Origin of the sequence: Frateuria edaphi (assembly GCF_021117405.1) — a bacterium.
Lineage (GTDB): Bacteria > Pseudomonadota > Gammaproteobacteria > Xanthomonadales > Rhodanobacteraceae > Frateuria_A > Frateuria_A edaphi.
This window is the reverse complement of sequence record NZ_CP088251.1, coordinates 517,925-531,079: the sequence shown is the minus strand read 5'-3', so window position 1 is coordinate 531,079 and position 13,155 is coordinate 517,925. Positions and strand designations below refer to the sequence as shown.

Below are 13,155 nucleotides of genomic sequence, written 5' to 3'. Positions count from 1 at the left end.
ACTGTGAAGGCAAGCTCCCGAAGCTAGGCCGGGCATGACTTGTGACACAGTGCCAAAAGGCATGGCCGGGGTTCGACGCGACGTGAAAGCGTCGACCCGGTCGGCAGCGCGCGCAAAAACAAAGCCCGGCCATCGCTGGCCGGGCTTCGCCGTTCCTCCGTGGTGGTCGCTCAGCCGGCGACGTCGGCCTGCTCAAGCGCCACGGCCACTGCGTGCACCACCGCCGCGATGCGGATCGCGCTCTGGATCGGCTGCGCCGACAGCCCGTGCTTGCGCAGGGTCTTCTCGTGCGAGTCCACGCACATGCCGCAGCCGTTGACCGCGGCCACGGCGAGCGAGGCCAGCTCGAAGTCGATCTTGGTGCCGCCGGGATTCATCATCGCGTTCATGCGCAGCCCCGCGCGCAGCGTGCCGTATTCGGGCTCGCTGACCAGGTGCACGAAGCGGTAGTAGATCGTGTTCATGCCCATGATGGACGCGGCCACGCGGGCGCCGTTGAGCTCCTCGGCACTGGCGTGCTGCGCGGCTTCCTCGGCCACCGCCTGGGTCAGCGGCTTGTAGCGCGAGGCGATCGCCGCGGCGAGCGCGACCACCATGATCTGTTTCTGGGTCAGCCCCGGCGCACCGCCCTCGCTCAGCACCGAATCGAGGTTCAGGCGCAGGTCCTTGGCGTAGTCGGGGAGCTGGCTCTTGAGGTCGGCAAGACTCATGGGGACACCTTCTTGAAGTCAAAAAAAGACCGGCGGCGAAGCGGGCTTCGCCGCCGGCTGGGGAGTCCGCGCGTCCGTGGGGGAGGGGAGGGATCCGGACGCGCGGTTACTGCAAGCGAGAGGCGATCAGGCGACCTTGAGGGTGTCTTCGCCCTGGTGCCAGTTGCACGGGCACAGCTCGTCGGTCTGCAGCGCGTCGAGCACGCGCAGCACTTCCTGCGGGTTGCGGCCGACCGAGCCGTCGGTCACGTAAACGAAGCGGATGATGCCGTCCGGATCGACCAGGAAAGTCGCACGCTGCGCCACGCCGTCGGCGGTCAGGATGCCCAGCGCATTGCTGAGGTCCTTCTTGATGTCGGCGAGCATCGGGAACTTGAGGTCGCGCAGGTCCTTGTGGTCCTTGCGCCACGCCAGGTGCACGAACTCCGAATCGGTGCTGGCGGCCAGCACCTGGCAGTCACGGTCGGCGAACTGCTGGTTGACGTCGGAAAAGCCCTTGATCTCGGTCGGGCAGACGAAAGTGAAGTCCTTCGGGTAGAAGAACACGCACAGCCACTTGCCCTTGTAGGTGTTGTTGTCGATCGTGCTGAACGCCTTCTCCAGGTTCTCGATCGAGACGGTGGCCGGGACGCTGAACTGGGGGAACTTGTCGCCGATGGTGAGCATGGAGCTTCTCCTTGAAGTACTGAGGGTTAGAGCGATCGGTGAGAGCATCATGGGCGCCGTGGATGGCGCGTCATGAGGGCAAGGTTACGCACCGCCCGGGCATTGTTCAAATTGATTGTTGCCATCACACTCATAGGCATGACCTATCGGATCAAGCCATGAACCTGCGCGACCTCGCCTACCTGGTGTCGCTGGCCGAGCACCGCCATTTCGGGCGCGCCGCGGAGGCGAGCTTCGTCAGCCAGCCGACCCTCTCCACGCAGATCAAGAAGCTGGAGGACGAGCTCGGCGTCGCACTGGTCGAGCGCACGCCGCGCAAGGTGCTGCTCACCGAGACCGGCCGCGAGATCGCCCGCCGCGCCCGCGGCGTGCTGGCCGAGGTCGACGAGATCCGCGCGATCGCCCAGCGCACGCGCGACCCGGAGGCAGGCAGGCTGCGCCTGGGCGTATTCCCCACGCTGGGACCCTACCTGCTGCCGCACCTGGTGCCGGCGGTGCGCCAGCGCTTTCCGCGGCTGGAACTGCTGCTGATCGAGGAGAAGACCGAACAAGTCATCCGCATGTTGCGGGAGGGTTCGCTGGACGTTGGCATCCTCGCCCTTCCGATCCACGAGGAAAGCCTGCACACGGAGTTCCTGTTCGAGGAACCGTTCGTGCTGGCGGTACCCGACGACCATCCGCTGGCCCATCGCAAGGCGCGCCTGAAGCTGGCGGACCTGGAGGACGAGAGCCTGCTGCTGCTGGAGGACGGCCACTGCCTGCGCGACCAGGCACTGGAGCTGTGCCAGCTGGCCGGCGCCGGCGAGAAGGTAGGCTTCCGCGCCACCAGCCTGGAAACGCTGCGGCAGATGGTGGCCGCGAACGTGGGCATCACCCTGCTGCCGACGCTGGCGATCAAGCCGCCGGTGGCGCGCACCGAGAACGTGAAGTTGCTGGAATTCGCCGGCCACGCGCCCAGCCGCCGCATCGCGCTGGTCTGGCGCAAGAGTTCTTCGCTCGGACCCTTCCTCAAGCGTTTTGCCGAAGTGGTGCGCGACCTGCCGGCCGAACTGCTCAAACCGGAACTGGCCGAGCCCGTCAAAAACACGCGGCGCAAGCGCGCCTGAGCGCTTCCAAAGGGGGATACCGATGCGGCGACTGGGGTGGCTGGGATTGGCCGTGCTGCTGGGCTGGGGTGCGCTCGGCTGGTGGCAGCAGCGTCCGCTGCACCCGCCGCCGGGGGTGCTGGCCGCGCAGGCGCCCGAACAGGTCGATTTGGAAGATGGCACCCTGCTCCGGCAGGGCGACACCACGTTGCGCACGCGCGCCCACATCGCACTGACCGCGCGCGTGCTCTCCCGTGAGGATTACCGCTGGGACGCCGGCGCCTCGCTCGCCCCGACGGACCTGGCGCTGGGTTGGGGACGGATGTCCGACAGCGCGGTGCTGGCCGGGATCGATATCAGCCAGTCCAGCCGGTTCTTCTACTGGCACGTGCGGGAGTTCCCGATCCCGCGCCGCGAGATCGAAACGTCCGCGACCAACATGCACCTCATCCCGGCCGACGATGGCGTGCGCTACGCGATGAAGCACGTCCGCCCGGGCGAGCTGGTGCACCTGGAGGGTTTCCTGGTCGACGCCAGCCGGCCGGACGGCTGGCACTGGCGCAGTTCGCTCACGCGCGAGGACACCGGCGACGGCGCCTGCGAGCTGGTGTACGTGGAGGAACTGGAGCCGGTCGCGCCGTGATTTCCCTGTAGGAGCGGACCGGTGCGCTCCTACGAGCGCTTGGCGAGCGAGGCCATGCGCTGCGCATCGGCCAGCACGCCGTGCAGGATGCGCAACTCGCGCTCGTCCGGTTGTGCGCGCTGGAACAACCGACGCAGGCGCAACATGATCGTGGTCGGTTCGCGTCCCTTGTGGAACTCGATGTCGTCCAGGGTCTGTCCCAGATGTTCGAAGAAGCGCTCCATCCGCGCCGCGTCGGCTGGCGGCTCGTCGTGTTCCGGCGGCGCGGCCACTGGCGTGGCGCCCAGCATCGCCAGGCGCTGCTCATAAGCCATCACCTGCACTGCCTGAGCCAGGTTGAGCGAGCTGTAGTCCTCCACGCTGGGGATGCGCACCATCGCGTGGCAGCGCGCCAGTTCCTCGTTCTCCAGCCCCGTGCGCTCGTTGCCGAAGACCAGCGCCACCTGTTCGCCGCGGGCCGCGGCCGCGAGTGCCTGCGCGGCGCCCTCGCGCGGGGTCAGCTCCGGCAGGTTCACGCCGCGCCGGCGTGCCGACAGGCCCAGCGCGAAAGTCACGCCCGCCAGGCCGTCGACCAGCGCATCGTGCACGCCCGCCTCGGCCAGCACCTGCACCGCATTGGCCGCCAGCGCGTCTGCCTCGCGACTGGGAAACTCGGCCGGCGACACCAGGTCCAGCCGGGCGAAGCCCATCGTGCGGATCGCCCGCGCCGCGCTGCCGATATTGCCCGGGTGCGAGGTGCGTACCAGCACGAAACGGAACAGGCGGGCGAGATCGGCGTGGTCGGTCATGGCGGCGAAAAAGTCAGGCGGGGTCGCCAAGGATAGCCGCCCCGGGGCACCGCCACGCCGGCTCTGCTAGAATCGCCGGCCGCATTTCCGCTCTTTTCCCAAAGCCGAAGCCATGCCAAGACCCGCCGTCACCATCGCGGCACGTGCCGCGCGCGCCGCAGGCAACGTGATCCTGCGCTACATGAACCGCATCGACGGCCTGCACGTGGTCGAGAAGCAGCGCATGGACTTCGCTTCGGAAGTCGATCGCCTGGCCGAGGCCGAGATCGTCAAGGAACTGCGGCGCGCCTACCCGGATCACGCCATCCTCGCCGAGGAAAGCGGCGCCACCGGCAAGAGCCAGCACACCTGGGTGATCGATCCGCTCGACGGCACGCACAACTACCTGCGCGGCATCCCGCATTTTTCCGTCTCGATCGCGCTGCTCGAGAAGGGCGTGCCGGTCTACGGGGTGGTGTTCGATCCGCTGCGCGACGAGTTGTTCACGGCCAGCAAGGGCGATGGCGCCTACCTCAACGACCGGCGCATCCGCGTAGGCAAGCGCGAGAACCTGGGCGGCGCGATGATCGCCACCGGCTTCCCCTACCGCCAGCGCGAACACCTCGATGCGCAACTGGCCATGACCCGCGCCCTGCTCGGCCAGGCCGAAGACATCCGCCGTTCCGGCTCCGCCGCGCTGGACCTGGCCTATACCGCCGCCGCACGCTACGACGGCTATTTCGAGATCGGCCTCAAGCCCTGGGACATGGCCGCCGGCGTGCTGCTCGTGCACGAGGCGGGCGGTCGCTACGGCGATTTCGCCGGACGCGACGGCATGCCCGCCAGCGGCAACCTGATCGCCGGCAACCTCAACATCGCCAAGGCGATGACCGACGCCATCGGTGCACAGGCGACGCCGGTACTGCTCAAGGCCTGAGCACGCATCGCCGCTGGACAAAAGGGCGCCCACGTGGCGCTCTTTTTTTGCGCGCGCAAACATCGCCCTGCAAGCGCGCACCGCATGCTGCCGGGCGCCGGCAGTCCTGCGCGGGTCGCTCCTACAGGGCACGCAAGCGAGTCCTCGCCTGCCTTCGCGGCAGCCGGGCGTTGCTGTAGATCTTTCCAGCCGGAGCGCTTTTTCCAGCCGCGCGAATGCAAGGGTTGCCGGTAGTCGGCGCACTGCGCGCTGGCATCCGCATTGCAACGCCCCTGTTCGTCCGAAGGGCCCTCGACGCATCGCGAGCCCCTGCGGGCGGGGAAGCGTCCGTCGCCATCGTGCCGCGTGCCGATGGCCGAAGCTTCTGACCGCCGGACCTGCCGTTCTTTCCGGGTGCCGGAAAAACCAGCAGCGTCCTGCCAACGACGATCGGATATCAACGGAGATAACCATGAGCCGGCAATCGTCCCCAGAGAGTCAAGCCAGCAGCAAGACCCACCACCCCGCCCAGGACCCGGCCGACGCCACGCGCGGCAAGCTCAGCGTGCGCGAGGCGGGCCGCAAGGGTGGCCTGCGCGTGCGCGAACTGATCAACCGCGGCCGCGAGGTCGAAGCACGCCAAAGCGAACAGCGCCCGCATTGAGGGCATGCCCGCGGGTTATGTGAGGAGTATCCGAAATGGGCTCGCAAAAGCGGCAGAATCAAGGCAATCAGGTCGTCGACAGTTATCACGCCGGGGCGGCATGACGGTGCCAAGCTGGTCAGAAGGGCGACCACAAGGGCGGCGAGACCCGCAAGCAACAGCTCGGACCCGAAGGTGACTCGAAGCTCGGACGCAAGGGTGGTAAGCGTTCGCGAGTTGATCGCGGAAGGCATGCGAGCCGAGCACCACCGGATCTAGACCTCGCCCGTCACAAACGGGCGCGCCCGCCTTGGCCGTGCATGGCGGGCTTACGTCACCGTGCGGCCGCAGCGCCGACTACGCGTGCCCGCGGTCTTCGCGCAGGAATTCGCGCAGGAACGGCACGGTGATGCGCCGCTTGGCGGCGAGCGAGGCCTGGTCGAGCCGGTCCAGGAGGTCCAGCAGAGCGGTCAGGTCACGTGCGTAGCGGGTGAACAGCCAGTCCAGCACGGCCTCGTCCAGGCCGATGCCGCGCGCGGCGGCCTGCTCGCGGAGCACGGCGCGTCGCTCGGCGTCGTCGAGTGCCTTGAGCGCGAACTGCGTGCACGCGCCCAGGCGCGAGCGAAGGTCGGGCAGGTCGATGCCCAATTGCGCCGGTGGTGCATCGGCGGCAAACAGCATCGCCCCACCCTCTGCGCGCACCTGGTTGTACAGGTCGAACAACGCGTGTTCGGCGGCGCGCTCGCCGGCGAGCACACCGAGATCGTCGATGGCCAGCAGTTCGCTGCTGCCCACTCCGCGCAGCGCGCCGATGTGTTCATGCATCGCCGAGAGCGGCAGGTATTGCACGCGCCGGCCCGCCGCACTGGCGGCCTGGCAGGCGGCCACCAACAGATGGCTGCGTCCGCTGCCGGCCGGGCCGTGCAGATAAACCCAGGGCGCCCCCGGCGTTTCGGCCACCCTCTGGACTGCTGCCACCGCGGCGGCGTTGGCGCCAGCGTGGAAGTGCTCGAAACGCTGCCGGCGCGGCCAGCGCAAGGCGAGCGGAAGTTGCGGGATCATGGCGCGCCGTCGTCCGCAGGCCCGCGGTGCACCGGCACCGTGGCTGCGCCCTCGTCCGTACCGCCGGGGCCGCTCACCGTGACGTCGACCTCGGCGATCACCGGATCGTCGGGACCTGCCTGCCTGTACAGCTCGCTCATGCGGTAGCGCTCGAGCAGGTAGCGCAACAGCACCATGATCACCGAAGCGGCCGGCAGCGCCAGCAGCACGCCGAGGAAGCCGAACAGGTAGCCGCCGGCAAGAACGGCAAAGATCACCGCCACCGGATGCAGGCCGATCTTGTCGCCGACCAGCTTGGGCACGAGCACGTAGCCTTCCAGCAGCTGGCCGACGATGAACACGCCGCAGACCATCAACGGGTGGGCCCAGTCGCCGTACTGCACCAGCGCGGCGACGATCGCCGCGCCGAAACCGACCATGAAGCCGAGGTAGGGCACGAAGCTGAGCAGGCCGGCGACCATGCCGATCAGCGGGCCGACCGACAGGCCGACCAGGGTCAACGCCCCGCCGTAGAAAATGCCCAGCCCCAGCATCACCAGCAGCTGGCCGCGCACGAAAGCACCCAGCACCGCATCCGATTCGCGTGCCAGGTGCGCCACGGTCGGCTGCACCGAACGCGGCAGCACGCTGTCGATGTAGGCGATCAACCGATCCCAGTCGCGCAACAGGTAGAACGCGACCACCGGGACCAACACCACGTTGGTCAGCCACATCACCGCCCCGAGACTGGAGCGCGAGACGGTACCGAGCACGGTGGTCGCCACTGCGCCGATCGAGCCGATGTGCGCGCGGATCGCCGCCATCAGCCGGCTGGTGTCGAACGCATCCGGATCGAGGCTGAGTTTGCGTTGCAGCCACGGCAGCGCGGTGTTCTGGACCCAGTCCACGTAGCCCGGCAGGTTGTGGACGAGATTCTCGATCTGGTCGGAAATCAGCGGCACCAGGAGCAGCAGCGCGCCCACCAGCAGCAGGATCAACACGAAGAACACGATGCTGACCGCCCAGGTGCGATTCATGCCCAGCCGTTCGAGCCGGTCGGCCAGCGGGTCACCGAGGTAGGCCAGCATGCCGGCCACCGCGAAAGGCATCAGCACCGGTGCCAGCAGCCATATCAGGAAGCCGATCACCAGCACGATCGCGAGCAGTTGCCAGCGACGGGAAATGTCGTGGGTCACGGAGGGGCCTCGTTCAAGCGATGCACGGCGTTTCCTCCCACTGTGGGAATCCGCTTGCGGGCGATGCTCTTCTCGATGTACGGAAAGGGCATCGCCCGAAAGCGGATTCCTGCACGGGGCGTTGTTTCAATGCAGCCATTGCAGGCTGGCGTCCGCCCCTGCGTGCGGCGTGCCCTGGATCACCCGCCCGCCCGCGGCCAAACTGGCGGCCAGCACGGCCGGCGGCATGCTTGCCTTGATGCCCAGCAGGAAGCCGTCGTTGTCGGCGGCGAGCGTGTTCACCTCGCGCACCGACGGATCGGCGCGCAGCATCGCCAGCAGGTTGGCGTAGGCCTGCGCCGAGTCGACCTTGCTTACCCACAGCTTGCCGCTGCTGATGCCCGCGCCGATCACGTTGAGCTGCTTGCCCAGGCGATCGGCCATGCCGTTGCCGCCGTCGGTGAGCAGCGCGTCGGCGCTGACCCCCTGGCCGCTCCACGGCAGCGGCTTGCCCCCGGCCACCAGGGTCCAGTCCGCGCTGCCACCCTTCAGGTTGCCGACCAGGATCAGGCCGGTGTGGTAGCGCTGGGTGATCATCGCCAGCGCGGTCGGGTCGGCGTTCGCCACGGCCGACGCATCGGGCACGTGCGACGGGTCCGGGTAGGCCAACTGGTAGCCGCGCGCCGCGGCGGCCTGCGCCAGCGCTCCCAGCGCATCCTGACCGAGCAGGCTGCCGTCGCTGCCATGCACCAGCACCAGCACGGGTGGCTTCACGCCTGCGGCCGGCACGCCGATCTGCGTGATCAGCCGGCGCACGGCGCCGGGGTCGAAGTTCACCTGCAGCACGATGCCGCTGCCCGCGCGCTGGTACTGGAACTGCTGCACCAGCCCCGGCGCGCCCTTCAGCGCGTCGTCGTAGCCGGGCTTGCTGCGCAGGTCCTGACCGCCGGCGACGCGTTCGAGCACCTGCGCGAGCGCAGTGGCGAAGGCCGTGTCACGCTGCGCCTCGCTGGTGTCGGTGACCGGCACCACCACCGCGTACGGCGAGACCGGCACGGGTGCTGGCACCTGCGCCCACGCCGCCGGCGCGAGGAAACCCAGCAGGAGGAAGGCGGAAAGCAGGCGTGGCAGGCGCATCGGCAAGGCTCGTCCGTGGAAGCTCGGATAACACGGGAGTCTGCCCAATCCCGCCCGCAGCGTCCATCGGCGCGGCCTGGCGCAAGACCGCGAAGCCAGCCTTTTCCACCGCCCGCGACTTTCGCACCGAGGACGAACCGCGCCCGCGGGAGCGTGCTGGTAGAATTGCGCGCTTTCCTCCAGGCCTCCTCCGCCATGTCCGACGCCCTCACCTACCGCGCCGCCGGCGTCGATATCGACGCGGGCAATGCCGTGGTCGAACGCATCAAGCCGCTGGTCAAGCGCACCTTCCGCCCCGAGGTGATGGGCGGGCTGGGCGGTTTCGGCGGCCTGTTCGACCTGGCCGGCCGCTACAAGGAACCAGTGCTCGTCTCCGGCACCGACGGCGTGGGCACCAAGCTCAAGCTCGCCCAGCAGCTGGGCCGCCACGACACCATCGGCATCGACCTGGTCGGCATGTGCGTCAACGACGTGCTGGTGCAGGGTGCCGAGCCGCTGTTCTTCCTGGACTACTTCGCCACGGGCAAGCTGGACGTCGAGACCACCGTCGCGGTGGTGGGCGGCATCGCCAGGGGTTGCGAGCTCGCCGGCTGCGCACTGATCGGTGGCGAGACGGCCGAAATGCCGGACATGTATCCGCCGGGCGAATACGACCTGGCCGGCTTTACGGTCGGCGCGGTCGAGAAGTCGCAACTGCTCTCGGGCGAGGCGATCGCGGCCGGGGACGTGATCCTCGGCGTGGCGTCCTCGGGCCCGCATTCGAACGGCTATTCGCTGGTCCGCAAGATCGTCGAGCGCGCGGGTGCCACGCCCGACAACGGCGGGCTCGAGCTCGATCTCGGTGGCGTGAAGCTCGCCGACGCGCTGATGGCGCCGACCACGATCTACGTCAAGCCGATGCTGGAACTGCTGAAAAGCCAGCCGGTGCACGGCATGGCGCACATCACAGGCGGCGGCTTGAAGGAGAACATCATCCGCGTGGTGCCCGACGGCCTGGGCCTGGCGCTCGACGCGAACGCGATCGTGCTGCCGCCAGTGTTCGACTGGCTGATGCGCGAAGGCAAGGTCGCGCGCGAGGAGATGTGGCGCACGTTCAACTGCGGCGTGGGCTTCACGGTGATCCTCCCGCGCGATGCGGTCGATGGCGCGGCCTCGCTGCTGGCGAAGCATGGCCTGGCCAGCCGCGTGATCGGCGAGGTCGTGAAGGCGCAGGGCGACGAGCGCGTCCACATCGGCTGAAACAGGAAAACCGTTCGCCCCGAGCGCAGGCGCGCAGCGTCGAAGTCGAAAAGCGGTCCGATCTGGCGCCGCGCTCGACGCCCAGGGCGAACGGCAGAGACAAACATGCCCCATCCTCTCCGCATCGCCGTCCTCGCCTCCGGACGCGGCAGCAACCTCGCCGCCTTGCTCGCCGCGCGCGAGCGCGGTGAGCTGGCCGCCGAGTTCGTGCTGGTGGCGAGCGACAAGTCCACCGCCGGCGCTTTGCGGCTGGCCGAAGAGGCGGGCATCCCCACGCTGGTGCTCGACCCGAAGGCTTATCCGGATCGCCGCGCATTCGACCTGGACCTCTTCGGCCGGCTCGCTGCCAGCGGTGCCGAGCTGGTCGTGCTGGCGGGTTTCATGCGCATCCTCGATGGCGAGGCGATCGCGCCCTGGGCCGGCCGCATGCTCAACATCCATCCTTCGCTGCTGCCCAGATACCGCGGCCTGCACACGCACCGGCGTGCGCTGGAAGCCGGCGACCTGGAACATGGCGCCAGCGTGCATTTCGTCACCGCCGAACTCGATGGCGGCCCGGTGGTGGCGCAGGCGGTGTTGCGGATCGAGTCGAACGAAGACGAACACCGCCTCGCGCAACGCCTGCTGCCGCTGGAACACCGTCTGTTGCCGGCGGTAGTGAGGTTGATCGCCGAAGGCCGCCTGGCCTGGCGCGACGATGGCCCCTCGCTGGACGGCGCGCCACTCACCGTGCCGCTGCGGCTTACCGAACGCGGGCTCGCGCCGGCCTGAATCCGATGTTCAGCGAGCGGCGGGCACACTGGGCCACATGACTTTCCGCCACCTCCTGCGCCTCGCCGGCGCCCTGCTGCTGGCCAGCGCCAGCGGACTCGCCCTCGCCGCCCCGCCCAAGGCCTTCACCGCCACCTACCGCGTGCTGCGCGACGGCTCGCCGATGGGCGACGCCACCGTGAGCCTCAAGCCGCTTGGCAACGGGCAATGGGCCTACAGCAAGCACCTGCGCGGCACCTCCGGCCTGGCCGCCCTGCTCGGCGCGAACCTGGACGAGGTTTCGCATTTCCGCTGGAAGGGCGACGTGCCCGAGGCACTGAGCTACGACTACCGCCTCGATGCGGCGATCAAGTCCAAGCAACGCCACGTCACGGTGGACTGGGGCAAGCGCCAGGTCACGGTGGACGAAGGCAAGGGTGCGATCACCTATCCGACGCAGCCCGGCATGGTCGAGCGCAACACCACCGCGCTGGCGATCGGCCTGGCGCTGCGCGACGGACAGAAGCAGATCGCGCTGCCGGTGGCGGTGAAGCAGGAAGTCCAGACGCAGCGGTTCAAGGTCACCGGCAAGGAGAAGGTGACCGTGCCGGCCGGCAGTTTCGACGCCGTGCGGGTGGATCGCACGGACGCCGACCGCGGCTTCAGCGCCTGGTATGCGCCGGGGCGGTACCCGTTGCCGGTGAAGCTGTCGCAGAAGGATGGCGGCAACCTGACGATGGAGCTGGTGAGTTTCCGGTAGCACTCGCTTCCCTCGCACCGGAGAGAGGGACCGGGTTCGCGGAGCTGGGCGCGGGAGCGCCAGCGCGGTCGCTCTTGCAGGTTTCTCCCGCAGCTTGGCTCCCGCGGCGGGCTTTCAGTCGCCTGGCGGCGCTCGAAAGAAATGGTTTGCCGAACCGATGAGGTGGAGGAACTGCCGCCGCTTTGCCGCGGATGCTCGGGCGCCGAGGCCAGGGGGAGTGCGGGCTTGTGTGCGCGCCGCGCACAGCCCCCTACGTGCCAGGGTTGGAGGGTTCGGGAGCCATGGCCCTTCGCAGGTAGGCGCCAGCCCACCTCCAAATCGTGCCGCTTGCCCGGCTGGTGGCCTGAAACGGAAACTCAGCTCGGCAAACGGCGGATCTTCGCGCCGAGTACGCCGAGCTTCTCCTCGATGTTCTCGTACCCGCGATCGATGTGGTACACGCGGTCGACCGTCGTATCGCCATGCGCCACCAGCCCTGCCAGCACCAGGCAGGCGGAGGCGCGCAGATCGGTCGCCATGATCGGCGCACCGCTCATGTGATCCACGCCCTGGATGATCGCGGTGTTGCCTTCCAGCCGGATGTCCGCACCCAGGCGCTTGAGCTCCTGCGCGTGCATGAAGCGGTTCTCGAACACCGTCTCGGTGATCACGCCCACGCCCTCGGCCACGCAGTTGAGCGCAGTGAACTGTGCCTGCATGTCGGTCGGGAATGCCGGGTACGGGGCGGTGACGATGTTGACCGCCTTCGGGCGGCGGCCGCCCATGTCCAGTTCGATCCAGTCCGGACCGGTGCAGATGTGCGCGCCGGCCTCCTCCAGCTTGGCCAGCACCGCGTCCATCGTGCCGGCCCTGGCGCCGCGGGCGCGCACCTTGCCGCCGGTCATTGCAGCGCCGACCAGGAAGGTGCCAGTCTCGATGCGGTCGGGCAGCACTTCGTACTCGGCGCCCTCGAGGCGCTCGACGCCATGGATCACCAGGGTCGCGGTGCCGATGCCCTCGATGCGCGCGCCCATCGCCACCAGACAGTTGGCGAGGTCAACCACCTCCGGTTCCTGCGCGGCGTTCTCGATGATCGTGGTGCCGTCGGCCAGCGTGGCGGCCATCAGGATGTTCTCGGTGCCGGTGACGGTCACCATGTCCATCGCGATGCGCGCGCCCTTCAGGCGTTTGGCGCGGGCGCGGATGTAGCCGTTTTCCACGGTCACTTCGGCGCCCAGCGCCTGCAGCCCGCGGATGTGCTGGTCGACCGGACGCGAGCCGATCGCGCAACCGCCGGGCAGCGAGACTTCCGCCTCGCCGAAGCGTGCCACCAGCGGGCCCAGCACCAGGATCGAGGCGCGCATCGTGCGCACCAGGTCGTACGGCGCGATGTGGCTTTCGATGGTGCGCGGGTCGACGTGCATCTTCATGCGGTCGTCGAGCACCAGGTTGACGCCCATGCGGCCTAGCAGCTCGATGAAGGTGGTCACGTCGTGCAGGTGGGGCACGTTGGAGATCGTCACCGGGCCGTCCGCCAGCAGGCAGGCGGCGAGGATCGGCAACACGGCGTTCTTCGCGCCGGAAATGGCGACTTCGCCATGGAGCGGCTCGCCGCCGCTGATCAGGATCTTGGCCATGAGGGTC

At 68.6% G+C, this 13,155-nt stretch carries 14 protein-coding genes; 7 read left to right on the top strand and 7 right to left on the bottom strand.

From position 1 onward, the window contains the following. Nucleotides 1-170: 170 nt before the first annotated feature. Both LQ772_RS02350 and LQ772_RS02345 read right to left on the bottom strand, forming a co-directional pair. The gene (locus LQ772_RS02350) at nucleotides 171-710 is read right to left on the bottom strand and encodes a carboxymuconolactone decarboxylase family protein (protein ID WP_231323638.1); all 540 of its coding nucleotides are present in this window, start codon (nucleotides 708-710) and stop codon (nucleotides 171-173) included. 126 nt (nucleotides 711-836) lie between these two features. After that, nucleotides 837-1,376 carry a peroxiredoxin gene (locus LQ772_RS02345; RefSeq protein WP_231323636.1) on the bottom strand — a complete coding sequence of 180 codons (540 nt, stop codon included), beginning with the start codon at nucleotides 1,374-1,376 and terminating at the stop codon, nucleotides 837-839. 158 nt (nucleotides 1,377-1,534) lie between these two features. Here LQ772_RS02345 and oxyR point away from each other — a divergent pair, with 158 nt between their 5' ends. Continuing rightward, complete coding sequence (gene oxyR, locus LQ772_RS02340; protein ID WP_231323634.1) at nucleotides 1,535-2,482, top strand: DNA-binding transcriptional regulator OxyR; 948 nt, start codon at nucleotides 1,535-1,537, stop codon at nucleotides 2,480-2,482. A gap of 22 nt (nucleotides 2,483-2,504) precedes the next feature. Next, the gene (locus LQ772_RS02335) at nucleotides 2,505-3,104 is read left to right on the top strand and encodes a hypothetical protein (protein ID WP_231323632.1); all 600 of its coding nucleotides are present in this window, start codon (nucleotides 2,505-2,507) and stop codon (nucleotides 3,102-3,104) included. A 29-nt stretch (nucleotides 3,105-3,133) separates the two neighbouring features. Here the strand turns inward: LQ772_RS02335 and LQ772_RS02330 are convergent, their stop codons facing one another. After that, nucleotides 3,134-3,892 (bottom strand): RNA methyltransferase, encoded by a 759-nt coding sequence (locus tag LQ772_RS02330; RefSeq protein ID WP_231323630.1) that lies wholly within the window; start codon nucleotides 3,890-3,892, stop codon nucleotides 3,134-3,136. A gap of 112 nt (nucleotides 3,893-4,004) precedes the next feature. On the opposite strand from LQ772_RS02330, the gene LQ772_RS02325 reads away from it, so the two are divergent. Further along, a complete protein-coding gene (locus LQ772_RS02325; protein WP_231323628.1) occupies nucleotides 4,005-4,808 on the top strand; it encodes an inositol monophosphatase family protein in 804 nt (267 codons plus the stop codon). Between the two features lie 451 nt (nucleotides 4,809-5,259). Continuing rightward, the gene (locus tag LQ772_RS02320) at nucleotides 5,260-5,451 is read left to right on the top strand and encodes a hypothetical protein (protein ID WP_231323626.1); all 192 of its coding nucleotides are present in this window, start codon (nucleotides 5,260-5,262) and stop codon (nucleotides 5,449-5,451) included. A gap of 336 nt (nucleotides 5,452-5,787) precedes the next feature. Here the strand turns inward: LQ772_RS02320 and hda are convergent, their stop codons facing one another. From hda to LQ772_RS02305, 3 genes are all read right to left on the bottom strand, one after another. Continuing rightward, nucleotides 5,788-6,492 carry a DnaA regulatory inactivator Hda gene (hda, locus tag LQ772_RS02315; protein ID WP_231323624.1) on the bottom strand — a complete coding sequence of 235 codons (705 nt, stop codon included), beginning with the start codon at nucleotides 6,490-6,492 and terminating at the stop codon, nucleotides 5,788-5,790. Next, the gene (locus LQ772_RS02310; protein ID WP_231323622.1) at nucleotides 6,489-7,667 is read right to left on the bottom strand and encodes an AI-2E family transporter; all 1,179 of its coding nucleotides are present in this window, start codon (nucleotides 7,665-7,667) and stop codon (nucleotides 6,489-6,491) included. The genes hda and LQ772_RS02310 overlap by 4 nt, the downstream gene beginning before the upstream one ends. Nucleotides 7,668-7,793: 126 nt before the next feature. Next, nucleotides 7,794-8,783 (bottom strand): DUF2066 domain-containing protein, encoded by a 990-nt coding sequence (locus tag LQ772_RS02305; protein WP_231323620.1) that lies wholly within the window; start codon nucleotides 8,781-8,783, stop codon nucleotides 7,794-7,796. Between the two features lie 195 nt (nucleotides 8,784-8,978). Between LQ772_RS02305 and purM the strand changes: the two genes are divergently transcribed. From purM to LQ772_RS02290, 3 genes are all read left to right on the top strand, one after another. Continuing rightward, nucleotides 8,979-10,022 (top strand): phosphoribosylformylglycinamidine cyclo-ligase, encoded by a 1,044-nt coding sequence (gene purM / locus LQ772_RS02300; RefSeq protein WP_231323618.1) that lies wholly within the window; start codon nucleotides 8,979-8,981, stop codon nucleotides 10,020-10,022. 105 nt (nucleotides 10,023-10,127) lie between these two features. Beyond that, nucleotides 10,128-10,793 carry a phosphoribosylglycinamide formyltransferase gene (gene purN, locus LQ772_RS02295; protein ID WP_231323616.1) on the top strand — a complete coding sequence of 222 codons (666 nt, stop codon included), beginning with the start codon at nucleotides 10,128-10,130 and terminating at the stop codon, nucleotides 10,791-10,793. A gap of 37 nt (nucleotides 10,794-10,830) precedes the next feature. Further along, nucleotides 10,831-11,532 carry a DUF3108 domain-containing protein gene (locus tag LQ772_RS02290; RefSeq protein ID WP_231323614.1) on the top strand — a complete coding sequence of 234 codons (702 nt, stop codon included), beginning with the start codon at nucleotides 10,831-10,833 and terminating at the stop codon, nucleotides 11,530-11,532. Between the two features lie 356 nt (nucleotides 11,533-11,888). On the opposite strand, the gene murA is transcribed toward LQ772_RS02290, so the two are convergent. Continuing rightward, nucleotides 11,889-13,148 (bottom strand): UDP-N-acetylglucosamine 1-carboxyvinyltransferase, encoded by a 1,260-nt coding sequence (murA, locus tag LQ772_RS02285; protein ID WP_231323612.1) that lies wholly within the window; start codon nucleotides 13,146-13,148, stop codon nucleotides 11,889-11,891. Between the last annotated feature and the right edge of the window lie 7 nt (nucleotides 13,149-13,155).

What these genes read in the sequence shown, in the direction of transcription:
- LQ772_RS02350 (WP_231323638.1), bottom strand. Translation starts at nt 710, where the DNA reads ATGAGTCTTGCCGACCTCAAGAGCCAGCTCCCCGACTACGCCAAGGAC.
- LQ772_RS02345 (WP_231323636.1), bottom strand. Translation starts at nt 1,376, where the DNA reads ATGCTCACCATCGGCGACAAGTTCCCCCAGTTCAGCGTCCCGGCCACC.
- oxyR (WP_231323634.1), top strand. Translation starts at nt 1,535, where the DNA reads ATGAACCTGCGCGACCTCGCCTACCTGGTGTCGCTGGCCGAGCACCGC.
- LQ772_RS02335 (WP_231323632.1), top strand. Translation starts at nt 2,505, where the DNA reads ATGCGGCGACTGGGGTGGCTGGGATTGGCCGTGCTGCTGGGCTGGGGT.
- LQ772_RS02330 (WP_231323630.1), bottom strand. Translation starts at nt 3,892, where the DNA reads ATGACCGACCACGCCGATCTCGCCCGCCTGTTCCGTTTCGTGCTGGTA.
- LQ772_RS02325 (WP_231323628.1), top strand. Translation starts at nt 4,005, where the DNA reads ATGCCAAGACCCGCCGTCACCATCGCGGCACGTGCCGCGCGCGCCGCA.
- LQ772_RS02320 (WP_231323626.1), top strand. Translation starts at nt 5,260, where the DNA reads ATGAGCCGGCAATCGTCCCCAGAGAGTCAAGCCAGCAGCAAGACCCAC.
- hda (WP_231323624.1), bottom strand. Translation starts at nt 6,492, where the DNA reads ATGATCCCGCAACTTCCGCTCGCCTTGCGCTGGCCGCGCCGGCAGCGT.
- LQ772_RS02305 (WP_231323620.1), bottom strand. Translation starts at nt 8,783, where the DNA reads ATGCGCCTGCCACGCCTGCTTTCCGCCTTCCTCCTGCTGGGTTTCCTC.
- purM (WP_231323618.1), top strand. Translation starts at nt 8,979, where the DNA reads ATGTCCGACGCCCTCACCTACCGCGCCGCCGGCGTCGATATCGACGCG.
- purN (WP_231323616.1), top strand. Translation starts at nt 10,128, where the DNA reads ATGCCCCATCCTCTCCGCATCGCCGTCCTCGCCTCCGGACGCGGCAGC.
- LQ772_RS02290 (WP_231323614.1), top strand. Translation starts at nt 10,831, where the DNA reads ATGACTTTCCGCCACCTCCTGCGCCTCGCCGGCGCCCTGCTGCTGGCC.
- murA (WP_231323612.1), bottom strand. Translation starts at nt 13,148, where the DNA reads ATGGCCAAGATCCTGATCAGCGGCGGCGAGCCGCTCCATGGCGAAGTC.